Raw genomic sequence first — 20,348 nt, 5'->3', positions numbered from 1 at the left:
GGTCGCGGAGGGGCTATGCGGGGGCCATGCGGTGTTCCTGTGGGCTCAGGCCTCTTTCTCGCTTGAACGCCGTGCTCAACGCGAACGCGCTGCCGTACCCCACCTTGTGGGCCACCGACGCCACGGTCGCGTCGGGCTCGCGCAGCAGGTCGGCGGCCATGGACAGCCGCCAGTTCGTCAGGTAGGACATCGGCGGCTCGCCCACCAGCTCGGTGAAGCGGCGCGCCAGCGCCGCCCGGGAGACGCCGACGCGTTCGGCCAGCGAGGAGACGGTCCACGGGCGGGCGGCCTCGTTGTGCAGCACGCGCAGGGCGCGGCCGACGACGGGGTCGCTGTGCGCCTGGTACCAGGCGGGCGGCTCCGCCTCGGGCCTGGAGAACCAGGCGCGCAGCGTGGCGATGAGCAGCAGGTCGAGCAGCCGGTCGAGGAAGACCTCCTGGCCCGGCTGGTCCTTGGCGACCTCGTCGCCGAGCAGCGCGAGCAGGGGCGAGTCGAGCGAGGGCACCAGCAGCGTCGACGGCAGGGCGCGAAGCAGCCGCGTGCTGATCTCGCCCTGCATCTGGTAGGTGCCGCTGAGCATGATCGTGGGGCCGTCGAGGCTGTCGCCCCACGTGCGGACGCCGAGGTCCATCGTCGCGCACAGCTCCACGCCGTCGACGGTGGTGCTGCGCTCGCCGGGGTGGATGAGCACGGTGGGCTCGGTGGCGGGGTCGTCGGCCACCGTGTACGGCTCGGGCCCGCGCATGATCGCCACGTCGCCCGGCCGCAGCCGTACGGGAGACCCGCTGTCGGGGACCACCCACGACTCGCCGCGCAGCATGGAGACCAGCGTCAGCGGGGCCCGGTCGAGGATGCGCACCGACCACGGCGGGATCATGATCGAACGGAGCAGGAAGGCGCCTCTGGCCCGCGGGCCGTCGAGGAGTCCTGCGAGAGCGTCCATGTCCCGAAGCCTAGACGCTCGATGATGGGGGCGAGCTTCTCAGCGATGGTCTCGGCCAGGGGGTCCCGGCCAGGCTTGAGGCATGACAAACCTGGTTCTGGGCGGGACCGGCAAGACCGGCCGCCGCGTGGTGAACAAGCTCGAGTCCCTCGGTCTGCCGGTTCGCGTCGGCTCGCGGAACGGCACGCCGAGGTTCGACTGGGAGGACGACAGGACGTGGGCGCCGGTCCTGGACGGCATGTCGGCCGCCTACATCGCCTACTACCCCGACATGGCGGCGCCGGGCGCGGCCGAGCACATCGGGGCGCTGTCCAGGCTCGCCGTCTCGATGGGCGTGCGCAGGCTGGTGCTCCTGGCGGGCCGCGGTGAGGAGGAGGGCCTGCCGACCGAGCAGGCGCTGATCGACTCGGGCGCCGACTGGACGATCCTGCGCTCGACCTGGATCGCGCAGAACTTCAGCGAGTCCTTCCTGCTGGAGCCGGTGCTCGCGGGCGAGGTCGTGCTGCCCACGGGGGACATCGGCGAGCCGTTCGTCGACGCGGAGGACATCGCGGACGTCGCGGTCGCCGCGATGACCACCGAGGGGCACGCAGGGCAGATCTACGAGCTGACCGGCCCCCGCCTGCTGAGCTTCGGTGACGCCGTCGCGGAGATCGCGAGGGCCACCGGGAGGGAGATCAGGTACGAGTCGGTGACGACCAAGGAGTTCGCCGCCATGCTGGCCGAGGGTGAGGTGCCCGCGGACTACGTGGAGTTCCTGACCGAGCTGTTCACGAAGGTGCTGGACGGGCGCAACGCCTACCTGGCCGACGGCGTGAAGCGGGCGCTGGGCCGTGAGCCCCGCGACTTCCGCCTGTACGCCGAGGAGGCCGCGGCGACCGGGGTGTGGGGCGGACGGTGACGACGCTGACGCAGATCGCCGCGCTGCTCAGCCTGGTGCTGCTGGGCGCGATGGCAGGGCTGTTCTACGGGTTCTCGATCTCGGTGATGCCGGGGCTCGACGCGATCAGGGCCGAGCAGGCGGTCGCGGCGATGCGCAGCATGAACAGGAAGATCCTGAACCCGGTGTTCCTGCTGATGTATCTGGCGGCCCCGGTCGCTCCCGTCGCGACCGGCGTGCTGCTGCTGACGCAGGACGTGTCCGGGGCGGGGATCGCCTTCCTCGCCTCGGGCGGGCTCTACATCGCCGGCTCGTTCGCGGTCACGGCCGCCGTCAACGTGCCGATGAACAACGCCCTGGAGGCCGATCAGGGCGAGCCGCAGCGGCTCTGGGCCGCCTACTCCGCCCGCTGGCGAAGGTGGAACACGATCAGGGGCCTGGTGAGCTTCGCGTCCCTGGCCGTCGCGGGGGCCGGGCTGTTGTTGTGGTGATGCCCGCAAAGGGGGAGGCGTAAGTCGCTACGATCTTGCCCGGCGGGGCGAAACCTGGGCGAAAAGCACGGATCCCGTCAGAGTGGCTTACGAAAGGAACTCCCCCCATGCGCTGGCACAAGCGTTTGCTCACCGCAGGGGTCGTCGGGGCCGTGACCATGACCGCATCCGCGTGCGCGGGCGGCCAGGTGCGAGGTGCCAGCCAGCCCCCTTCGGCGCCCGCCACAGGGACCGCCACGGGATCCACAGCCTCCCCCCAGGCGAGCACGGCGGCGGAGAACGACAGGACGTTCGTCTACGCGCCCAACCTCGAGGTGGTCACCGACTGGGACCCCGCGACCTCGTACTCCAACGAGAACATCGCGATGCAGAACATCTACGAGTCGCTGACCCGCTACAACGTCACGACCCAGAAGCCCGAGCCGCGCCTGGCCACCGAGTGGAGCTCGGCCGACGGCGGCAAGGAGTGGACGTTCAAGCTCCGCGAGGGCGTGAAGTTCCACTCGGGCAACCCGGTCACCGCCGAGGCCGCCAAGAAGGCCATCGAGCGGACCATGAAGCTGAAGAGCGGCGCCGCCTACATCTGGGACGCGGTCAAGAAGATCGAGGCGCCCGATGACGGCACGCTGAAGTTCACGCTGAAGTACGCCGCCCCGCTCGACCTGGTCGCCTCCTCCGGCTACGCCTCCTACATCTACGACACCAGCGCGGTCGAGCAGGTGAAGGACGGCAAGGCCGACGCGGGCACCGGCCCCTACACGATCGACACGTGGGAGAAGGGCAAGGAGACCGAGCTCACGCTCAAGGCCTTCGCCGACTACTGGGGCGGCTGGAAGCCCGAGCAGTACAAGAAGGTCGCCTTCCGCGTCACGCCCGAGCTGAACACCGCCTGGCAGCTGCTGAAGAACGGCGAGGTGAACTTCGTCCAGCGGCTCAACCCTCAGCTGTTCGCGCAGGCGGGCGGCACCGACGGCGTGCAGGCGGCGCAGACGCCGTCCTTCCAGAACCTGATGCTGCTGTTCAACACCGAGAGCGGCCCGCTCAAGGACGTGCGCGTCCGGCAGGCGCTGCAGAAGGTCCTCGACTACGACGGCCTGGCCGCCGCGCTCAAGGGCGCGGGGCAGAAGGGCTCGGGCCTGGTGCCGCAGGGCCTGCTCGGCTTCACCCCCGGCCTGGAGCCCAAGCAGGACCTCCAGGAGGCGACCGAACTGCTGGCCGCCGCCGACTACGGCCCCGACCTCAACGAGCTGAAGCTCAACCTCACCTACGCCCAAGGTGACGCCGACCAGCAGCTGCTGGTAACGCTGCTCAGCACGGAGCTGAAGAAGCTCAACGTCAGCCTGCGGGCCAAGCCGATGCAGTGGAACCCGCAGTGGGACCTCGGCAAGAAGAAGGGCCAGGACATCTTCGTCATGTACTGGTTCCCCGACTACGCCGACCCCTACTCGTGGTTCGTCAACGTCTTCCGCAGCGCCGACCCCGTCTCCTTCAACCTCTCCTACCTCAAGGACGAGGCCGTCGACAAGGCGATCGACGCGCTGCCCGAGCTGACCGCGACCGACAGGGCGGCGGCCGAGCAGTCCTACGCGGACCTGCAGAAGAAGATCATCGAGGAGAAGGCCGCGGTCGCGGTGCCGTACGTGCAGACCTACCAGCGCGCGCTGTCGGCGGACGTGCAGGGCTACGTCGACAACCCCGCCTACCCGAACGTGGTCTCCTTCTACGACCTGAAGCCCACCGGGTGACGCGTTATCTGGCACGCCGGCTCGGCCAGGCCCTCCTGGTCGTGGCCGGCGTGGTCGCGCTCACGTTCGTCGTCATGCGCATGGTGCCGGGCGATCCGGCCGTGGCGTACGCGGGGCCGAAGGCGACGCCCGAGCAACTCGCCGCCGCGCGCGAGCAGTTCGGCCTCGACCGGCCCCTCTACGTCCAGCTCTGGAACTACGCCAGGGATCTCGTCACCGGCGACTGGGGCACCAGCCTGCGCACCCGCAGGCCGGTCGTCGACGACCTCCTCACCGCCTTCCCCGCGACGCTGGAGCTGGTGGGCGCGGCGCTGGTCGTCGCGATCCTGGTGGGGGTGCCGGTGGGCGTGCTAGCCGCCCGCTACAAGACGAAATTTCCGGATCTATCGGTACGGCTGGGCTCCATGCTGGCCGTCTCCGTCCCGGTGTTCTGGCTGGCGCTCGCCCTGCAGACCGTGTTCGCCAGCCACCTCGGCTGGTTCCCCGTCGCGGGCGAGTACGACACCACGCTCGACACCACCAGCCCCCTCACGCTCTGGACCAACATCACGATCGTCGACGCCCTCATCACGGGCAACTGGCCGATCTTCACCAGCACCCTGAACCACCTCGTGCTGCCCGCGCTGGTCGTCGCCGCCTACCCGGCGGGCGTGATCGCCCAGCTGACCCGCGCCGCGCTCATCGAGGAGTCGGGCCAGGACCACGTGCGGCTCGAACGGGCCATGGGCTTCGGCGAGAGCGCCATCCTGACGCGCTTCGCGCTGCGGCCCGCGCTCAACCCCGTGCTGTCGCTGATCGCGCTCGTCTTCGCCTACTCCCTGGTCAACGGCTTCCTCGTCGAGGCGGTCTTCAACTGGCCAGGGCTCGGCCGCTACGCCTACAACGCGATCACCTCGGCCGACACGCCGGGCATCGCGGGCGTGACCGTGCTGGTCGCCGTCGTCTACGTGCTGGCCAACCTGGTCGTCGACCTGCTCCAGGGCGTCGTCGACCCGAGAGCGAGGGCGCGATGACCGCCGTCGAGCCGCGCAGGCGGCTGCTTCGGGTCCCCGACCGCTTCGCGGCCCTCGGGGCGGTGCTGCTCGTGCTCATCGTGCTGTCGGCGCTCTTCGCGCCGTGGCTGGCGCCGTACGAGGAGAACGACGTCGATCCGCTGCGGGCGCTGCTGCCGCCCGGCGGCGCCCACTGGTTCGGCACCGACCACGTCGGCCGCGACATCCTCACCCAGGTCCTGTACGGCGGGCGCACCTCGCTGGCGATCGCCGCCGCCGTCCTGGCGCTGTCCGCGACGGTCGGCGTCACGCTCGGGGTCGTCGCGGGATACGCGGGCGGTTGGGCCCGTGACGTGATCATGCGGATCACTGACGTCTTCCTGGCCTTCCCCGCGCTGCTGCTCTCGCTCGCCCTGGCCGTCGTGCTGCAGCCGAGCGTGACCACGGTGATCCTGGCGATCGCGGTGACCTGGTGGCCCTGGTACGCCCGCCTGTCGGCCTCGGTGGCCGCCTCGGTCGCCACCAGGAGCTACGTGGACGCGGCCCGCTGTCTGGGCGTGCCCGCCCCGGTGATCGTGTGGCGGCACGTGCTGCCCAACTCGCTGACGCCCGTCATCGTGCAGCTCTCGCTCGACGCGGGCGGCGTGATCCTGACCGCGGCGGCGCTGTCCTACCTGGGGCTCGGCGCGCACGAGCCGACCGCGGAATGGGGGTTGATGGTGCAGCAGGGGCAGGCGCTCTTCACCACGAACTGGTGGGTGGTCACCTTCCCAGGCCTCGCGATCCTGTTGACGGCGTTCGCGTTCAACGTGCTCGGCGAGGGGCTGCGCGGCGCGCTCGACCCGCGGAGGACCGTCAGGTGATCAGCATCAGGGACCTGCGGGTCGCCTACGGGCCCAGAGTGGTGGCGCACGTGCCCGCGCTCGACGTGGGGGCGGGGGAGTGCGTGGCGATCGTGGGCGAGAGCGGGTCGGGCAAGTCCACCACGCTGCTGGCCGCGCTCGGGCTCACCGAGGGGGCCACGGTGTCGGGGGAGGTGAGCGTGTGCGGGGTGGACGTGCTGCGGGCCAGGCCGCGCGCGCTGCGGGCGATCAGGGGGTCGAAGGCGGCGCTGGTCATCCAGTCACCGCAGGCGGCGCTGTCGCCGACGACGCGGCTCGGCGTGCTGATGCGCAGGGCGCTCAAACTCCACGGCGTCACCGGGCCGGGCGGGATCGAACGGCTGATGGCGCAGGCGTGCGAGGCCGTCATGCTCGATCCGATGATCCTGCGCCGCTACCCGCACGAGATCTCCGGCGGCCAGGCACAGCGGTTCGCCATCGCCCTGGCCATCGCGCTCGGCGCCGAGGTGATCCTCGCCGACGAGCCCACCAGCGCCCTCGACGTCACCGTCCAGGCCGAGGTCGTCGGCGTGCTGCGCAGGCTGCGCGAAGAACGGGGCCTGGCCCTGCTGATCGTCTCCCACGACCTCGCCCTCGTCTCCACGATCGCCGACCGCGTGCTGGTCATGAAGGACGGCCAGGTCGTGGAGGCGGGCCCGGCCGAGCAGGTGTTCACCCGCCCAGGCCACCCCTACACCCGCGAGCTGCTGGAGGCACTCCCTTGATCATGCGCGCGGAGGGCGTCACGCTCGCCTACGGCAAGGCCACCGTCGTCCACGACGTCACACTCGACATCACCGAGGGCGGCGTCGGCCTCATCGGCGAGTCAGGCTCGGGCAAGACCACGCTCGCCCGCGCCTTCCTCGGCCTGCTCAAACCCGTCAAAGGCCGCATCACGTACGGCGGGCGGGACCTGCGCCAGGTCGACATGAAGGCGTTCAGGAAGGCCGTCCAGCCCGTCTTCCAGGCCGAGTCGCTCGACCCGAGGATGTCCGTCGGCCGCTCGATCGCCGAGGGCAGCCGCGACATGTCAGGGGTGCCGGCGCTGATGGAGGAGGTCGGCCTCGATCCCGCCCTGGCGGGGCGCAGACCGCACCAGCTCTCTGGCGGCCAGCGCCAGCGCGTGGTCATCGCCAGAGCGCTGGCCGTGCGGCCCGAACTGCTCATCCTCGACGAGCCCACCAGCGCGCTCGACGTCACCGTCCAGGCCAGGATCCTCGACCTGCTGGAAAGCGTGGGCACCGAACGGCTGCTCATCACGCACAACCTGGCGGTGGTGGGGCGGCTGTGCCGTACCTCTCATGTGCTGTTCGCCGGGCGGATCGTCGAGTCGGGGCCGACGGAGGACCTGCTGCGGCGGCCCGCCCACCCCTACACGCTGGCGCTGCGCGACGCGGTGCCGAGGCTGGGCGGGCCGCCGCCGGTGGCAAGGGGGAAGGCGGAGTCGGCGCCCGCGGGCACCGGGTGCCCGTTCAGGCTGCGGTGCCCGCTGGCCGTACCCGAGTGCGAGAGCGCGCCCGAGCCGCGCCAGGTGGCAGGCAGGACGGTCGCCTGCCACCGGGCGGAGCTGGTCATGACCGGCCTCGCGGCCCGATAGGTGATCACAGGGCGCGGAGCCCGTTGATCACCTCCAGCATCACCTTGGCGTCGGGCGCGGGCGGCGGCTTCTCGACCTCGACCAGCTTCTGCGCGTGCAGGTCGCCGACCAGCACGCGCACGACGCCGATCGGCAGGTTCAGCTCGGCGGCCACGTCCACCAGTCTGGTGGGCTTGGTGCACTGCTGCAGGATGATCAGATGCTCGGGGCCCAGGCCCACGGGCATGGCGAGACCGCCCGCCGTGATGATCACGGCGATGAGGTCGATGGCCTCGCTCGCGGGCACGGTGCGACCACGGGTCAGCAGGTAGGCGGGGACGATCGGACCTGCGTCCTCGTCGAGCCAGCGCTCCTCACTCACTGGTCACCACCCGCATCTTTCTCACGGGTTCCGGCTCCTGCTCCTCGGGTGAAACGACGAGCTCTGCGGGGATCAGCACGATGGCGGTGGTCCCTCCATATGGCGAACCGCGCAACGTCACGCGGATGTCATGCCTGGCGGCCAGGCGGGCGACGACGAACAGGCCGAGCCGTTCGCTGTCGGCGAGATCGAACTCGGGCGGGTTGGCCAGCCGCTCGTTGAGCTCGGCCAGCTCCTCCTCGCCCAGTCCAAGGCCCCGGTCCTCCACCTCCACCACGAAACCGTGCGCGGCGAGCTCGCCCCGCACGGTCACGGTGGTGTGCGGAGGGGAGAAGACAGTGGCGTTCTCGATGAGTTCGGCGATCAGGTGGATGACGTCACCGACCACGGGCCCGGCCAGCGAGTGGGCGGGCATGGGGGAGACGGTCACCCTGGGGTAGTCCTCGACCTCGGCCGAGGCACCGCGCACCACGTCGTGCAGCGGCACCGGCTTGCGCCAGCCGCGGCCCGGAGCGGCGCCCGACAGGATGATCAGGCCTTCGGCGTGGCGGCGCATGCGCGTGGTCAGGTGGTCCAGGCGGAACAGGTCGTCGAGGGCCTGCGGGTCGGTGGCGGTGCGCTGCATGCCGTCCAGCTGGATGCGCTGGCGGTGCAGCAGCGCCTGGCTGCGCCTGGCGAGGTTGCGGAAGACCTGGCCGACGCCCGCGCGCAGCTTCGCCTCGCCCACGGCCGCCTCGACGGCGGTCTGCTGGACGGTGGCGAAGGCCTTGCCGACGTCGGCGATCTCGGCCGTCCTGCCCGGCACGGTCAGCTCGGGCACCTCGACCTCCTCGCCCTGCCTGAGCTTGCGCACCACCAGCGGCAGCCTGTTCTCGGCCACGTCGAGCGCCGCCTGGCGCAGCCCCGCCAGCTCCCTGGACAGCCTGTTGCCCATCCGCAGCGAGATCCCGATCGACACGACCACGACCAGCAGGCCGGTGCCCGCCAGGACGAGCGCGCGCACGAGCACCGCGTCGGCCACGGGCTCGGCGCGTTCGGTGAGCATGACGCTCGCCTCGTTCTGCGCGTTCTGGATGGCGTTGGCCAGCGCGGTGGAGGTGGACGGCCAGTCGGCGGGCGCGCGGCCCGCGATGATCTGCTCCTCCATGATCCGCAGCCGCTGGTAGGCGGGGGAGGTGATGATGCCGACCTGGATCTCGCGCAGCGGCGCGTCCAGCTCGGCCAGCGCCTGGTCGATGAGGAAGCGGCGGTTGCCGACGAGCTGGGTGAAGAGCTTGCGCTCCTCGGCGGCCGGGTCGCCGACCGCGATGGCCTGCTCCCTGGTCAGCAGCTCCTTGGCATACCCGAGGTTGATGACCAGGCGCGACTGCTCGTAGATCGGGATGTCGTCGATCAGCGCGACGTTCCGCTGCAGACCGAAGAGCGCGTCGGAGATCGCGTTGTAGGCCTCGACCACCGGCAGCCTGGGCGACAGGCCCGCGTCGACCTCGGCCCTGATCGCCTCCAGACGCGACAGCTGGGTAGAGACCGCGTCGATCTGGCGGCGCACCGCCTCGGTGGTCGAGCCACGCGAACGGTCGGAGAGCCGGCGGAACAGGTCTCTGGCCGCGTCGGTCCTGGCCCGCTGCTCGTAGGCGTCGGCCTGGTCGGCGGCGACGTGTCGGTGGGCCACCAGCCTGGCCGAGGTCAGGCGCTCGCGCTGGAGCTCGCCGATCAACTGGCCGGCCGGTTGGCGTAGATTGGTCCAGCGCTCCTTGTACGAGCGCAGCTCGAGACTCTCGCCTGCGGTCACCGCCACGATGACACCCCATAGAGTGATCATCGACACCAGCGGAACCAGCAGCAGGCCGACGATCTTCACTCTGATCGTGCGGCTTCGGCCCATGGCACCTCACTCCGGTCGGTCCCTAGTATCGGAACCCCGGATTTGGGACAGGTGAGAGCCTAGCAACTGCACCACACTTTTTCCCGATTTTTCGGGATTTTCGGCGTGTTTTCGTGATCATGCAGTAGGTTCGCCAGCACAATCGGGGAGTAGAGGGAGGCAGATGCGCCGTCGGCTGATCGCGGCCGCGCTCGCGCTCCTCCTCGCGGGCTGTTCGACCCCGCAGGCACGGCAGGAGCGGCGCCCGCTGGCGAAGGAGTCCACGTTCGTCTATGTGGCGAGCCTCGACGTGGTCACCGACTGGGACCCGGCCACCTCCTACTCCAACGAGATCATCGCGATGCAGAACATCTACGAGTCGCTGACGACCTACAACCCGGTCACCAAGAAGGCGGGCCCGCGCCTGGCCACCTCGTGGCGCACCTCCTCCGACGGCAGGACCTGGACCTTCACCCTCCGCTCCGGCGTCACCTTCCACACCGGCAGGCCCATGGACGCCGCCGCGGTCAAGGCGTCGATCGAGCGGACGATGCGCTCCAAGAGCGGACCCTCCTACATCTGGGACGCGGTCGAGGCCATCAGAGCCGACGACCCGCTCACCGTGACGTTCAGGCTGAAGTACGCCGTGCCGCTCGACCTCGTCGCCTCCTCCGGCTACGCCGCCTACATCTACGACACCGCTGCCGCCCCCGACCTCAAGAAGTGGTTCGAGAGCGGCAGGGACGCCGGCACGGGCCCCTACACGGTCGCCGGGTGGCGCAAGGGCAAGAGCGACGAACTCACGCTCAAGGCCTACCGGCCCTACTGGGGTGGCTGGGACCGGCCCCACTACACCACCGTCAAGTACACGGTCGTGCCCGACACCCAGGAGCGGTGGCGCCGCCTGCAGCGCGGCGAGGCCAGCTTCGCGCACCGGCTGAACCCGTCCCTCTACCGCAGGGCGAGCAGGACGCCGGGCGTGCGGACCGCGGCCATGCCGTCGTTCCAGACGGCGATGCTGCTGTTCAACACCGCCGCGGGGCCGACGGCGGACGTGCGGGTCCGCCGGGCGCTGGCCAAGGCCGTCGACTACTCCGGCACACTGCGCGCGCTACGCGGGGCCGCCTCTCCCGCGACCGGCATCGTTCCCGAGGGGCTGACCGGCCACGTCGCCGACCGTACGCCGCGACAGGACCTGCAGGGCGCGACACGCCTGCTCGCCCGGGCAGGGTACGGCCCCGGCCGCCGCCCGCTGCGCCTCACCCTCACCTACGCCCAGGGCGACGCAGACCAGCGGGTCTTCGTCCAGCGCCTGGCCGCCACCCTCAAACCACTCAACATCACGCTGATGGGCAGGGCGATGCCCTGGGAGGAGCAGTGGGACCGCGGCAAGCGGCGCGGCCAGCACATCCTGCTCATGTACTGGTGGCCCGACTACGCCGACGCCTACTCCTGGTTCGGCAACGTCTTCAGGAGCGCGGAGACCGTCGACTTCAACCTGACCTACCTGAAGGACCGCGAAGCCGACGCGCTGATCGACACGCTGCCCGAGCTCACCGCCACCGACCGCGCAGCGGCGCAGAAGGCCTACGCCAAGCTCGCCAGGAGGCTGCTCGACGTCCAGGCGGCGGCCGTGGTGCCGTGGGTGGTCACCTACCAGCGCGTCTACCTGAACGGCGTCCAGGGCTACAGCGACAACCCGGCCTATCCCGACGTGGTCTTCGTCCACGACCTGCGCCCGGTCGGCTGAGGTCGGGCCCTGCTTGTGCCTGTCCGGCCCGCTCGTCCAGCCCGCTACTCAGGCTTGCTTGTCCGGCCCGCTCGTCCGGCCCGCTCGTCCGGCCCCTTGTCAGGCTTGTTTGTCCGGCGCCTCGATGCGTTCGCGGAGCCTGGACCTGATCTCCTCGGGCGTGTAGGCGCGGCGCCGCCGTTCGGCGCGGGCCATGACGACGCCGGTCGCGGCGACCCCCGCCATGCCGGCCAGGCCCAGAATCTTCCACCACTTCGTCCGCATCTGCCTAGGGTAGTGGTGTGCTGACTCTCGACCAGGCCGTGAACCTCACCCGCACCGGCGACCTCTGGGTGTTCAGGGGACGATCGGTGCCGGACCGGGCGATCCAGACGGTGACCAACAGCCCGGTCAACCACGTGGGCATGTCGATCGTCATCGAGGACCTGCCGCCGATGATGTGGCACGCCGAGCTCGGTAAGTCGCTGCTCGACCTGTGGTCGGGCACCCATCAGCGCGGGGTGCAGCTGCACGACCTGCGCGAGGCCGTCACCGTGTGGGGTCAGAGGTACGGCCAGCGCGGCTGGTTGCGCCAGCTCGAACCCCAGGCCACCGCCGAGATGGAGGACGCCGCCCTGCGCACGGTCGCCAGGCTCGACGGTACGCCGTTCCCCTCGACCGCGCGCCTGGCGGGACGGTGGCTGCGCGGCAGGGTGCCGCGCCTGCGGCGCGAGGCGGGGGAGCGGGCGCTGGAGCGCGCCTACTGCGCCGAGGTCGTCGCCGTCACCTACGAGGAGATGGGGCTGCTGCCCACGGGACGCAGGCCCAACTGGTACGACCCCGGACGCTTCTGGAGCGGCGACGACCTCGACCTGCTGCTCGACCACAAGCTGGGCGGTGAGATCTCCGTCGCCGTGCCGCTCGGCCCGAGCTGACCGGGCTGCCCGGCCAGCTCCCACACCGCCCCGCCCAGAACTGACCGGGCTACCCGGCCAGCTTCCACACCGAATCGCCCAGGGCTGACCCGGCTACTCCGCCAGCTCCCACACCGACTCGAACGCCTCCCGGCTGATCTCGGTCAGCTCCCAGATCTCCAGCGGCTGGTCGGTGAGGAAGCCGTGCTCGTCCTGCAGCCGGCGCCACCAGTAGCGGTGAACGGAGCGATCGGCGCCGATCTCGACCTGCCTGATCGCCCAGTGCTCGCCGTCGCCCTCGACGCTCTCGAACAGCCACACCCCGCCATCGTCGTCGTCGGCCCGCCAGTGGTGGCGGGCCAGGTCGGACTCGGCGAGCTGCCTGATGACGGGCTCACGTAGATCTGGAAGCACGCGCCCACTCTAGGAGGCGCCACCGACACTCTGCTGCGCCGCCAGCGCCCTGAACGCGTCCGCGCCCTCACGCTCCATCCAGGTCGCGAAGTCCATCAGGCCGGGGTGCAGGCGCCTGAGCATGGGCACGTCCGCGTTCCACCCCGCGAAGGATCCCGTCAGGTCGGGCTCGTAGCCGCCGAGCCGTTCGCGTAGCTCGGCCGGCAGCGGGGCGGTGTCGATCGGCACGCCCACCACCTCGCCGATCGCCGCCACCAGGCTGTCGCGCGGCAGTTCGTCGCCCGCGAGGTCGATCTCCCTTCCCACATAGGTGTCGGGGTCGCCGAAGGCGAGCCCGGCGAACGCCCCGATGTCGGCCACGGCGATCAGCTGGACCGTCATCCCCCGCGGGATGATCCTGACCAGCGCCGTCTCGCCGAAGACGCCGAAGCGCGGGTCGAGGTGGTTCGACATGAACTGCACGGGCCGCAGGATCGTGTACGGCACGCCGCTCCCGCGTACGTGTCGCTCGATGTCCAGCTTGGGCGCCCACTGCCGGACGTAAGGGGTGCGATGGAGCGCGCCAACCGAGGTGTAGACGAGGTGCTTCGCCCCGGCCTCGCGCGCGGCGTCGGTCACGTTGACGCCGAGCCGTACCTCCTCGTGGTCGAAGTCGGCCGAGCCCGCGGTGGGCTGGACGCTGAAGACGCCGTAGGCACCCTCGGCGGCCGCGTCGAGCGCGGCCCTGTCGCCCATGTCGCCCTCGACGAGCTCGGCGCCGGCGGCTTCGAGCTCCCGCGCGGCCGGCGCCGAGGGGTCGCGCACGAGCGCCCGTACCCGCCAGCCGTCGGCCAGCAGCCGGCGGACGGTCGCGCCGCCCTGCTTTCCCGTCGCGCCCGTGACCAGAACGATCCGTGTCATCTGCGTTCCCCTTCAGTAGGATGTGGAGCAGTGCTCCGATAATAAGCGGAGCGATGCTCCGATTGCCAGTGGGGGACGCATGCCCGACCTGACCCGCGCCGACGCGCGGCGCAACCGCGAGCACCTGCTGGACGTGGCCGGAGAGGTGTTCGCCGAGCAGGGCACCGACGCCTCCCTGCGCGAGGTCGCCCGCCGCGCGGGCGTGGGCATCGGCACCCTCTACCGGCATTTCCCCACGCGGGAGGCGCTGCTGGAGGCGCTGACGCGCGCGAGCTTCGAGTCCATGCGCGAGCGCGCCGACGAGCTGCTGACCTCCCCCTCGCCCCGCCAGGCCCTGCTGGAATGGCTGCGCGTGTTCGCCGTGCGGTCGACCACCTACCGGGGGCTGCCCGAGTCCGTGATGGCCGCGCTCCGGCAGGAGGGCTCGGAGCTGCACGCCTCCTGCGAGGGCATGCGCACGGCGGGCGGCAGGCTGCTGACCAGGGCGCAGGAGGCGGGAGAGGTGCGTCCCGAAGTCACCGGCGCCGAGCTGCTCGCCCTCGTCGCGGGCATCGCCTGGGCGGTCGAGCAGTCGCCAGGTCGCGACGACCTCATGGACCGCCTGCTGACCCTGGCCGCCAACGGGTTCTTGCCGTGAGGGCGCCCACGCGGCTCATCGTGCTGCGCGGCAACTCGGGCTCGGGCAAGACGACCACCGCCCGCGCGCTCCGCACCGCCTACGGCAGGCGCGGCCTGGCCATCGTCGGCCAGGACGCCATCCGCCGCGACCTCCTGCGCGAGCGGGACCGGCCCGACGGCGTGAACATCGGCCTCATCGACACGATTACCCGGTATTCACTGGAACACGGGCACCACGTCGTGCTCGAAGGCATCCTCACGGCCGACCGCTACAGCGCCATGCTCGCGGGCCTGGCGCGCGACTACGCCGGCAGGGCGGACTTCTTCTACCTCGAGGTGCCGCTCGACGAGACGCTGCGCCGCCACGCCACCAGGCCGTTGAGCGCGGAGGTCGGCGAGGAACTGCTGCGAGAGAGTGGTACATCGAGCGGGACCTGCTGCCCCACCCGGACGAGCGCGTGATCGGCCACGACAGCTCGCTCGACGACACCGTCGAACTACTGCTGGCGGCACTGCTCGCACCCGGCGGTCCGGCGTGACAGCGGTGTTCGCCCCTGGCGGTCCCAGCTGGCGGCGCTGCTTGCTTCCGGCGGTCCCGCCTAGCGGAGCTGCCTGCTCCGTGCGCGTTCCAACGTCGCGTCCGTGGCCGCGACGGCGCCCACGACCAGCGTGGCGACGACGCCCAGGGCCAGCGGCGGCATCAGCGAGGGCAGCAGGATCACGAGTACGGCCACCGCCGCCAGCACCGCGATCCCGATGAGCCGGTTGGCGGGCACGACCCCGAACACCGCCCGCTTGAACAGCGCGTGCCCCGCCAGGAACAGCGCCGGGCCGCCGAGCACGGTCAGCGCGGTGCCCAGCGAGATCTCGCCCGTCGGGTGAGCGATCGCCAGTTCGTCGCCCACCGCCGTGATGATGATTCCCATGACCATGGGGATGTGGATGTAGGTGTAGGCCGACCTGCCCAGCCGTCCCGCGTCGTCCGACTCGGCGATCGCCTCGGCCGCGGCCTCCGCCGTACGGTCGAAGTAGACCCACCACATCGCCACGCTGCCCAGGAAGGCGATCACGAACGCTGCCACGGTGGCCGCGGTCAGGTGATCGTTGTCGGCCAGCGTCAGCCCGGTGACCAGCACCGACTCGCCCAGCGCGATGATCACGAAGAGCTGGCAGCGCTCGGCCATGTGCGCGCCGTCGATCGTCCAGTCGGTGGTCGACGACCTGCCGAGGTACGGCGTGCGGTATCCGGCCCACGGCCCGCCGTACTCCACGGCTAGCGCGGCGACCCACAGCGTCACCTGGGCCACGCCGCCGAGGACGGCGCCGGCGATCCACAGCGCCCCGGCCACGACGTGCCAGGCCAGGATCAGCCGGTAGGTGTGCCCGATCGGGACGGTCCGCGTCGAGACGGCCATCGCCAGCGCCCGCCCGACCTGGATGGCGACGTACGCGCCCGCGAACCACAGCGCCCGATCACCGAACGCCTGGGGCAGCGCCGCCGACATGACCAGGCCCGCGAGCATCATCCCGGTCAACGTCAGCCGCAGCACGGGATGGTCGGGATTGCCGACGTTGGTGGTCCATGTCGCGTACATCCACGCCCACCACACCGCCAGCGTGAGCAGCAGCGTCTGCGCGGCCCCGGCCAGGTCGAGGTGGGCGAGGAGCAGGTGGGAGAGCTGGGTGATCGCGAAGACGTAGACGAGGTCGAAGAAGAGCTCGATGGGCACGACCTTGGCGGTATCACCGCGAGGCCGAAGAATCCCCGTTGCCATGTGGCTTCCTTCCCCCTGCTCCCCACGAACCCCTCGTGGCGATTCGTCATAGTAGGTGCAGGAACATGACCACATGATCGGATCTGCCGAATTCAGGCATGCCAGAGCAGGCCAGGGGGACCAGTAAGGCCTCCTGGCCTGGATCGGCGTGGCCGGTCGTCAGTGCCGCTTCGAGCGGAATCGGCTCAGGAAGCGCCGCGCCTTCTCCTGGTTGTGCGGGTCGTTGGCCATGCGCTTGGCCTTCTCGATCGTCTGCTTGCCTTGCGGGCTGCGCAGGTACGCGCGCACCTTGTCCATGAGGGTCATGCGCGTCCCCTACCCAGGAGGCCCCCACTTTCGCATCGCTGCGTAGAGTGACCCGCGATGTGGAACACGACGACCCTTCAGCGTGACGGCGTTCGCCTGGTCTGCCGCGACAGCGGAGGACAGGGGCCCGCAGTCCTCCTGCTTCACGGGCTGGCCGGGCAGTCCCGCGAGTGGGAGCCGCTCGGCGAGCATCTCGGCGGCCGCTACCGGCTCCTGGCGCTCGACCAGCGCGGCCACGGCGCCAGCGAGCCCCGGCCCGGCGACACCTCCAGGAGCGCCTTCGTCGCCGACGCCGTCGCCGTGATCCGCGAACTCGGCGTCGGTCCTGTGGTCCTCGTCGGGCAGTCGCTCGGCGGGGTCACCGCGATCCAGACCGCCGCCGCGCACCCCGACGTCGTCCGGGGCCTGCTGCTGGTCGAATCGGGCGCGGCGCCCGGTGGGAGCGAGGTGCCGGGCCACATCGACGGCTGGCTCGGCTCCTGGCCGGTCCCCTTCGCCACCCGCCAGGACGCGGTGCGCTTCTTCGGCGACGGGCCGGTCGGCGAGGGTTGGGCCTCAGGGCTGGTCTCCACGGCGGACGGCCTGCGCCCGCCGTTCCACCGCGAGGTCGTCGTCGACGTCATCGCCGCCCACACGGGCCACCCGAACTGGGCGGACTGGGCGGGCATCACCTGCCCGACGACCGTCGTCCTCGGCGAGCGGGGCATCCTGCCCGCCGGGGAGGTGGCCGAGATGCGGCGCCTGCGGCCCGACGCCCGGTTCGTCACGGTGCCCGACACGGGACACGACCTCCATCTGGAACGGCCCGCCGAGTTGGCGGGCGCGTTCGAGGAGCTCATGACACGTTGTTCTTCAGCGGGACGTCCCGGATGATCGGCCACGTGAGGCCGAGGCCTACCGCGAACGTCGCCACGCCCACGGTCAGCGCCAGCGGCACCGACTGCTCGAGGTCGAAGCCGAGCCTGAACGTGATGAACGGCAGCGGCATCTTGTCGCCGATCGCGCTCTGCGCGAAGAGGATCATGACGATGCCGAGGGGTACGGCCAGCAGCCCGCCGCCACCCCACCGGTAGAACGCCGCCGAGACGAAGGCGCCGGTCACCAGCCAGGCCAGGAACATCACCGTGTACTCGAGGAAGATCAGCGGAGCCTGCGTGGGGGCGGTGTACAGGTGGGTCTGGCCGAGCGCCCAGGTCCAGCCCGCCATGCCGTACAGCAAGGACTCCGCCAGGAAGCTGATCACCAGCAGGACCGACAGGAACGGGGCGAAGATCGCGAGGGTGACCGCGGCCTGGAAGCCGAACTGGCGGCGGCTCTGCCCGTGGGCGATGAACAGCGGCAGGAACTCCGTGACCAGAGCGGCGCCGACGAACAGCGCGTACCAGCGGGTCAGCTGGACGGCCTTCTCCCACACGCTCTGGTCGAGCTCGCCCCAGATGGCGATGCCGACGGTGACCAGCGTGATGACCACGAGGTAGGCCAGCCAGACGAAGACCGCGAGGAACATGTTGGCGGCCAGGAGCCGGCGGGGGAATCTCATGAGGCCGGGCCTCCCGTCAGGTGGATGAAGAGCTCCTGCATCGCGATGGGGCCGGTCTCCAGCCCGGCCTTGCGGGCCGCGGCGCGGTCGAGCGGGCCGTACACCATGGCGGAGCTGGTCGGGCCGAGCTGCTTGGTGCCGAGGACGGTCAGGTCCCTGGTGAAGGATTCGACCTGCTCGGTGGGTCCGGTGACGGAGGTGCCCATGGACTGGAGTTCGTCGGCGGGGGAGTGGACGACGAGGCGGCCCCTGTCGATGATCACGACTTCCTCGAACAGGGCGCTGACCTCCTCGATGAGGTGTGTGGACAGGATCATTGTGCGCGGGTGGGCCATGAAGTCGGCCAGCAGCGCGTCGTAGAAGGCCTGCCTGGAGGGGGCGTCCATGCCGAGATACGACTCGTCGAACATGGTCAACGGAGCCCGCGAGGCGAGCCCGACGACCACGCCGACGGCCGAACGCTGGCCCTTCGACATGGCCTTGACGTTCTTCTTGGGGTCGAGCTCGAACAGGTCCATGAGCTCCTTCGCGTAGGCGGCGTCCCAGCGGGGGCGCAGGTCCTCGGCGAAGTACAGCGCGTCCTCCACCGTGCCCAGGTCGATCGTCTCGCCCGCGTCGCGGATCAGCGAGATCTCCCTGGTGATCGCGGTGTTCTCGAAGATCGGGCGGTCGTCGGCCCGTACGGCGCCCGCGCTCGGCTTGCGGAAGCCCGCCAGGACCGACAGCAGGCTCGTCTTTCCCGCGCCGTTACGGCCGAGCAGGCCGTAGATCTTGCCGCCGTCGAGCGTGAGGGACAGCCCGTCGATGGCGGTGGCCTCGCCGTAGCTCACCCGAAGGTCCTCGATGTCGATCCTCATCGGGCGTTCCTGATGCGGTCGATGACGTCGTCGAGCGGGATGCCGATGGCCTTGGCCTCGGTCACCATCGGGTCGACCACCTCGGTGAAGAAGCCCTCCCTGCGCTCCGCGCGGAGCGTGTCCCGGGCGGCAGGGCTGACGAACATGCCGATACCTCGTTTCTTGTAGAGGACGCCTTCGTCGACCAGTTGCTGGAACGCCTTCTGCGCCGTGGCGGGGTTGATCCGGTAGAAGGCGGCGTACTGGTTGGTCGACATGACCTGCTCGTCTCCCTGCAGCGCCCCGCTCATGACCTCGGCCTTGATGCGGTCCGCGATCTGCCGGTAGATGGGGCTCCGGTCGTCGAACATGGCTACTCGCTTCTATGGTTCATTACTCCTGTAATGAACCATAGAAGCCTTATGAGGGTGCGTCAACTCCCCAGGGAGCGCAGGATCGAGCCATGGACCTGACGGACCTGGTACGGCGGAGCCTCGGCGACCCGCTGGCCGAGATCGCCGAGCAGCGCAGCGAGCCCGTGGCCGCCCATGGATTCGGCGCGCTGTCCACCACCTCGCTGCGCAGGCTCCACGGCACCACGACGGCGGGCGTGCCGTGGTCGTTCTTCGTCAAGTCGATCGAGTCGCCCGAACGCCGCCCCGGCTTGGAGAACACAACGGCGAACTTCCCGTGGCGGGTCGATCTCGACACCTACCTGGCGGGCTTCGCGCTGCCCGCAGGCATGCGCCTGCCGCGCCTCTATCACGTGGAGGACCTGGGTGCCGACCGCCACGTGATGTGGCTGGAGGACGTGCGGACCGCCGACGCCACCTGGGACCTCGACAGGTACGGCTCCGCCGCCACCCTGCTGGGGCGGCTGGCCGCCATGCATCCGGCCACCGGGCCGAACGAGGGGCTGCGCCACTTTCTCGGCGGGCCCGTCGAGCACCTGTTCCTGCCCGCGCTGCGCGACCCCGACCTCTGGCGGCACCCCCTCGTCGCCGCGTACGCCGACCCGCAGCTGCGCTCGGATCTGCTTGCCCTCGCCTCCAGGATCGGGTCGCTGGTCGAGACGGTCGCCGAGCTGTCGCACACGCTCTCGCACGGCGACGCGTGCCCCGCCAACCTGCTCGTGCCCGCGGACGGCTCCGCGCGGTTCGTGGCGATCGACTGGAGCTGGCCGTGGGCGACCTGCGCGGGCTTCGACCTGTCGCAGCTCCTGGTCGGCAGGGCACACACGGGGGAGCTCGCGCCGGAGGAGCTGCCGGCCGTACACGAGACGATCAAGGCGGCCTACGTCGAGGGGTCGGGCTTCGCCGCCGACGAGGTGGCGCTCGGGTGCGCGGCGACGCTGGTGCTGTGCGGCGCGTGGACGGCCCTGCCGCTCGATCGGCTCGGTGACGAGCCGACGCCCGCGCTGCACGAGCTGTTCCGCCGTCGGGCGGGGCTGGCCAGGTTCGTCGCGGACGTCGGTCGCGATCTCTGACGTGCGCGGATCCACGGGTATGGGCAGTCCATGATCTGGGGCTCCCTTTCGGTGATATACAGGTGCCCTCTCTAGG

The 20,348-nt window shown here is 70.7% G+C and carries 24 protein-coding genes; 13 read left to right on the top strand and 11 right to left on the bottom strand.

The features are described 5' to 3' along the window. Positions 1-13 precede the first annotated feature (13 nt). Positions 14-943, bottom strand: coding sequence for an AraC family transcriptional regulator (locus tag ACFXJ8_RS28355; protein WP_379647018.1), 930 nt, complete (start codon positions 941-943; stop codon positions 14-16). A gap of 82 nt (positions 944-1,025) precedes the next feature. On the opposite strand from ACFXJ8_RS28355, the gene ACFXJ8_RS28350 reads away from it, so the two are divergent. The 7 genes from ACFXJ8_RS28350 to ACFXJ8_RS28320 all read left to right on the top strand — a co-directional run bounded on the left by ACFXJ8_RS28350 (position 1,026) and on the right by ACFXJ8_RS28320 (position 7,529). Beyond that, positions 1,026-1,844, top strand: coding sequence for an NmrA family transcriptional regulator (locus tag ACFXJ8_RS28350; protein ID WP_379647017.1), 819 nt, complete (start codon positions 1,026-1,028; stop codon positions 1,842-1,844). Continuing rightward, positions 1,841-2,314 carry a DUF1772 domain-containing protein gene (locus tag ACFXJ8_RS28345; RefSeq protein ID WP_379647016.1) on the top strand — a complete coding sequence of 158 codons (474 nt, stop codon included), beginning with the start codon at positions 1,841-1,843 and terminating at the stop codon, positions 2,312-2,314. The genes ACFXJ8_RS28350 and ACFXJ8_RS28345 overlap by 4 nt, the downstream gene beginning before the upstream one ends. A gap of 107 nt (positions 2,315-2,421) precedes the next feature. Then, positions 2,422-4,059 (top strand): ABC transporter substrate-binding protein, encoded by a 1,638-nt coding sequence (locus ACFXJ8_RS28340; RefSeq protein ID WP_379647015.1) that lies wholly within the window; start codon positions 2,422-2,424, stop codon positions 4,057-4,059. Next, positions 4,056-5,072 (top strand): ABC transporter permease, encoded by a 1,017-nt coding sequence (locus ACFXJ8_RS28335; RefSeq protein WP_379647014.1) that lies wholly within the window; start codon positions 4,056-4,058, stop codon positions 5,070-5,072. Before ACFXJ8_RS28340 ends, ACFXJ8_RS28335 begins: the two co-directional genes overlap by 4 nt. After that, positions 5,069-5,914, top strand: a complete 846-nt coding sequence (locus tag ACFXJ8_RS28330) for an ABC transporter permease (protein WP_379647013.1) — start codon at positions 5,069-5,071, stop codon at positions 5,912-5,914. The genes ACFXJ8_RS28335 and ACFXJ8_RS28330 overlap by 4 nt, the downstream gene beginning before the upstream one ends. Then, positions 5,911-6,657: an ATP-binding cassette domain-containing protein gene (locus tag ACFXJ8_RS28325; RefSeq protein WP_379647012.1), complete on the top strand. Its 747-nt coding sequence runs from the start codon at positions 5,911-5,913 to the stop codon at positions 6,655-6,657. Before ACFXJ8_RS28330 ends, ACFXJ8_RS28325 begins: the two co-directional genes overlap by 4 nt. Positions 6,658-6,659: 2 nt before the next feature. Continuing rightward, the gene (locus ACFXJ8_RS28320) at positions 6,660-7,529 is read left to right on the top strand and encodes an ABC transporter ATP-binding protein (RefSeq protein ID WP_379647086.1); all 870 of its coding nucleotides are present in this window, start codon (positions 6,660-6,662) and stop codon (positions 7,527-7,529) included. Positions 7,530-7,533: 4 nt separating this feature from the next. On the opposite strand, the gene ACFXJ8_RS28315 is transcribed toward ACFXJ8_RS28320, so the two are convergent. Further along, positions 7,534-7,890, bottom strand: a complete 357-nt coding sequence (locus ACFXJ8_RS28315) for a DUF742 domain-containing protein (protein WP_354913508.1) — start codon at positions 7,888-7,890, stop codon at positions 7,534-7,536. Continuing rightward, entirely contained in the window at positions 7,883-9,775 is a 1,893-nt protein-coding gene (locus tag ACFXJ8_RS28310) for a nitrate- and nitrite sensing domain-containing protein (protein WP_379647011.1), read from the bottom strand. Before ACFXJ8_RS28310 ends, ACFXJ8_RS28315 begins: the two co-directional genes overlap by 8 nt. 163 nt (positions 9,776-9,938) lie before the next feature. Here ACFXJ8_RS28310 and ACFXJ8_RS28305 point away from each other — a divergent pair, with 163 nt between their 5' ends. Further along, complete coding sequence (locus ACFXJ8_RS28305; protein WP_379647010.1) at positions 9,939-11,504, top strand: ABC transporter substrate-binding protein; 1,566 nt, start codon at positions 9,939-9,941, stop codon at positions 11,502-11,504. Positions 11,505-11,603: 99 nt separating this feature from the next. On the opposite strand, the gene ACFXJ8_RS28300 is transcribed toward ACFXJ8_RS28305, so the two are convergent. Then, positions 11,604-11,768, bottom strand: coding sequence for a hypothetical protein (locus ACFXJ8_RS28300; protein WP_379647009.1), 165 nt, complete (start codon positions 11,766-11,768; stop codon positions 11,604-11,606). Positions 11,769-11,788: 20 nt separating this feature from the next. On the opposite strand from ACFXJ8_RS28300, the gene ACFXJ8_RS28295 reads away from it, so the two are divergent. Continuing rightward, a complete protein-coding gene (locus ACFXJ8_RS28295) occupies positions 11,789-12,418 on the top strand; it encodes a hypothetical protein (protein WP_379647085.1) in 630 nt (209 codons plus the stop codon). A 93-nt stretch (positions 12,419-12,511) separates the two neighbouring features. On the opposite strand, the gene ACFXJ8_RS28290 is transcribed toward ACFXJ8_RS28295, so the two are convergent. Together ACFXJ8_RS28290 and ACFXJ8_RS28285 are read right to left on the bottom strand one after the other, a co-directional pair. Then, positions 12,512-12,811: a hypothetical protein gene (locus tag ACFXJ8_RS28290; RefSeq protein ID WP_379647008.1), complete on the bottom strand. Its 300-nt coding sequence runs from the start codon at positions 12,809-12,811 to the stop codon at positions 12,512-12,514. A gap of 9 nt (positions 12,812-12,820) precedes the next feature. Next, entirely contained in the window at positions 12,821-13,711 is an 891-nt protein-coding gene (locus ACFXJ8_RS28285) for an NmrA/HSCARG family protein (protein WP_379647007.1), read from the bottom strand. Positions 13,712-13,790: 79 nt separating this feature from the next. Between ACFXJ8_RS28285 and ACFXJ8_RS28280 the strand changes: the two genes are divergently transcribed. After that, positions 13,791-14,348: a TetR/AcrR family transcriptional regulator gene (locus tag ACFXJ8_RS28280; protein ID WP_379647006.1), complete on the top strand. Its 558-nt coding sequence runs from the start codon at positions 13,791-13,793 to the stop codon at positions 14,346-14,348. Continuing rightward, positions 14,345-14,791 (top strand): AAA family ATPase, encoded by a 447-nt coding sequence (locus ACFXJ8_RS28275; protein WP_379647005.1) that lies wholly within the window; start codon positions 14,345-14,347, stop codon positions 14,789-14,791. Before ACFXJ8_RS28280 ends, ACFXJ8_RS28275 begins: the two co-directional genes overlap by 4 nt. Positions 14,792-14,928: 137 nt before the next feature. On the opposite strand, the gene ACFXJ8_RS28270 is transcribed toward ACFXJ8_RS28275, so the two are convergent. Together ACFXJ8_RS28270 and ACFXJ8_RS28265 are read right to left on the bottom strand one after the other, a co-directional pair. Then, positions 14,929-16,059: a low temperature requirement protein A gene (locus ACFXJ8_RS28270; protein WP_379647004.1), complete on the bottom strand. Its 1,131-nt coding sequence runs from the start codon at positions 16,057-16,059 to the stop codon at positions 14,929-14,931. A 204-nt stretch (positions 16,060-16,263) separates the two neighbouring features. Continuing rightward, positions 16,264-16,410: a hypothetical protein gene (locus ACFXJ8_RS28265; RefSeq protein WP_379647003.1), complete on the bottom strand. Its 147-nt coding sequence runs from the start codon at positions 16,408-16,410 to the stop codon at positions 16,264-16,266. Between the two features lie 57 nt (positions 16,411-16,467). Between ACFXJ8_RS28265 and ACFXJ8_RS28260 the strand changes: the two genes are divergently transcribed. Then, entirely contained in the window at positions 16,468-17,283 is an 816-nt protein-coding gene (locus ACFXJ8_RS28260) for an alpha/beta fold hydrolase (RefSeq protein WP_379647002.1), read from the top strand. Here the strand turns inward: ACFXJ8_RS28260 and ACFXJ8_RS28255 are convergent. From ACFXJ8_RS28255 to ACFXJ8_RS28245, 3 genes are read right to left on the bottom strand one after another with little or no spacing between them, the layout of a single operon-like run. After that, positions 17,246-17,950: a hypothetical protein gene (locus tag ACFXJ8_RS28255; RefSeq protein ID WP_379647001.1), complete on the bottom strand. Its 705-nt coding sequence runs from the start codon at positions 17,948-17,950 to the stop codon at positions 17,246-17,248. The two genes, ACFXJ8_RS28260 and ACFXJ8_RS28255, sit on opposite strands and share 38 nt — an antisense overlap. After that, complete coding sequence (locus ACFXJ8_RS28250) at positions 17,947-18,807, bottom strand: ATP-binding cassette domain-containing protein (protein ID WP_379647000.1); 861 nt, start codon at positions 18,805-18,807, stop codon at positions 17,947-17,949. Before ACFXJ8_RS28250 ends, ACFXJ8_RS28255 begins: the two co-directional genes overlap by 4 nt. Further along, positions 18,804-19,157 (bottom strand): GntR family transcriptional regulator, encoded by a 354-nt coding sequence (locus tag ACFXJ8_RS28245; RefSeq protein WP_379646999.1) that lies wholly within the window; start codon positions 19,155-19,157, stop codon positions 18,804-18,806. Before ACFXJ8_RS28245 ends, ACFXJ8_RS28250 begins: the two co-directional genes overlap by 4 nt. A 92-nt stretch (positions 19,158-19,249) precedes the next feature. Between ACFXJ8_RS28245 and ACFXJ8_RS28240 the strand changes: the two genes are divergently transcribed. Then, complete coding sequence (locus ACFXJ8_RS28240; protein ID WP_379646998.1) at positions 19,250-20,272, top strand: hypothetical protein; 1,023 nt, start codon at positions 19,250-19,252, stop codon at positions 20,270-20,272. The last annotated feature ends 76 nt before the right edge of the window (positions 20,273-20,348 follow it).

It is taken from the genome of Nonomuraea sp. NPDC059194 (assembly GCF_042754765.1).
GTDB lineage: Bacteria > Actinomycetota > Actinomycetes > Streptosporangiales > Streptosporangiaceae > Nonomuraea.
Note: the sequence above shows the minus strand (reverse complement) of the source record. Positions and strands in the feature narration are given on the sequence as shown.

Bases quoted from the DNA above. Each gene is read 5' to 3' on its own strand.
- ACFXJ8_RS28355 (WP_379647018.1), bottom strand. From the start codon at position 943: ATGGACGCTCTCGCAGGACTCCTCGACGGCCCGCGGGCCAGAGGCGCC.
- ACFXJ8_RS28350 (WP_379647017.1), top strand. From the start codon at position 1,026: ATGACAAACCTGGTTCTGGGCGGGACCGGCAAGACCGGCCGCCGCGTG.
- ACFXJ8_RS28340 (WP_379647015.1), top strand. From the start codon at position 2,422: ATGCGCTGGCACAAGCGTTTGCTCACCGCAGGGGTCGTCGGGGCCGTG.
- ACFXJ8_RS28330 (WP_379647013.1), top strand. From the start codon at position 5,069: ATGACCGCCGTCGAGCCGCGCAGGCGGCTGCTTCGGGTCCCCGACCGC.
- ACFXJ8_RS28320 (WP_379647086.1), top strand. From the start codon at position 6,660: ATGCGCGCGGAGGGCGTCACGCTCGCCTACGGCAAGGCCACCGTCGTC.
- ACFXJ8_RS28310 (WP_379647011.1), bottom strand. From the start codon at position 9,775: ATGGGCCGAAGCCGCACGATCAGAGTGAAGATCGTCGGCCTGCTGCTG.
- ACFXJ8_RS28305 (WP_379647010.1), top strand. From the start codon at position 9,939: ATGCGCCGTCGGCTGATCGCGGCCGCGCTCGCGCTCCTCCTCGCGGGC.
- ACFXJ8_RS28300 (WP_379647009.1), bottom strand. From the start codon at position 11,768: ATGCGGACGAAGTGGTGGAAGATTCTGGGCCTGGCCGGCATGGCGGGG.
- ACFXJ8_RS28285 (WP_379647007.1), bottom strand. From the start codon at position 13,711: ATGACACGGATCGTTCTGGTCACGGGCGCGACGGGAAAGCAGGGCGGC.
- ACFXJ8_RS28280 (WP_379647006.1), top strand. From the start codon at position 13,791: ATGCCCGACCTGACCCGCGCCGACGCGCGGCGCAACCGCGAGCACCTG.
- ACFXJ8_RS28265 (WP_379647003.1), bottom strand. From the start codon at position 16,410: ATGACCCTCATGGACAAGGTGCGCGCGTACCTGCGCAGCCCGCAAGGC.
- ACFXJ8_RS28260 (WP_379647002.1), top strand. From the start codon at position 16,468: ATGTGGAACACGACGACCCTTCAGCGTGACGGCGTTCGCCTGGTCTGC.
- ACFXJ8_RS28255 (WP_379647001.1), bottom strand. From the start codon at position 17,950: ATGAGATTCCCCCGCCGGCTCCTGGCCGCCAACATGTTCCTCGCGGTC.
- ACFXJ8_RS28250 (WP_379647000.1), bottom strand. From the start codon at position 18,807: ATGAGGATCGACATCGAGGACCTTCGGGTGAGCTACGGCGAGGCCACC.
- ACFXJ8_RS28245 (WP_379646999.1), bottom strand. From the start codon at position 19,157: ATGTTCGACGACCGGAGCCCCATCTACCGGCAGATCGCGGACCGCATC.
- ACFXJ8_RS28240 (WP_379646998.1), top strand. From the start codon at position 19,250: ATGGACCTGACGGACCTGGTACGGCGGAGCCTCGGCGACCCGCTGGCC.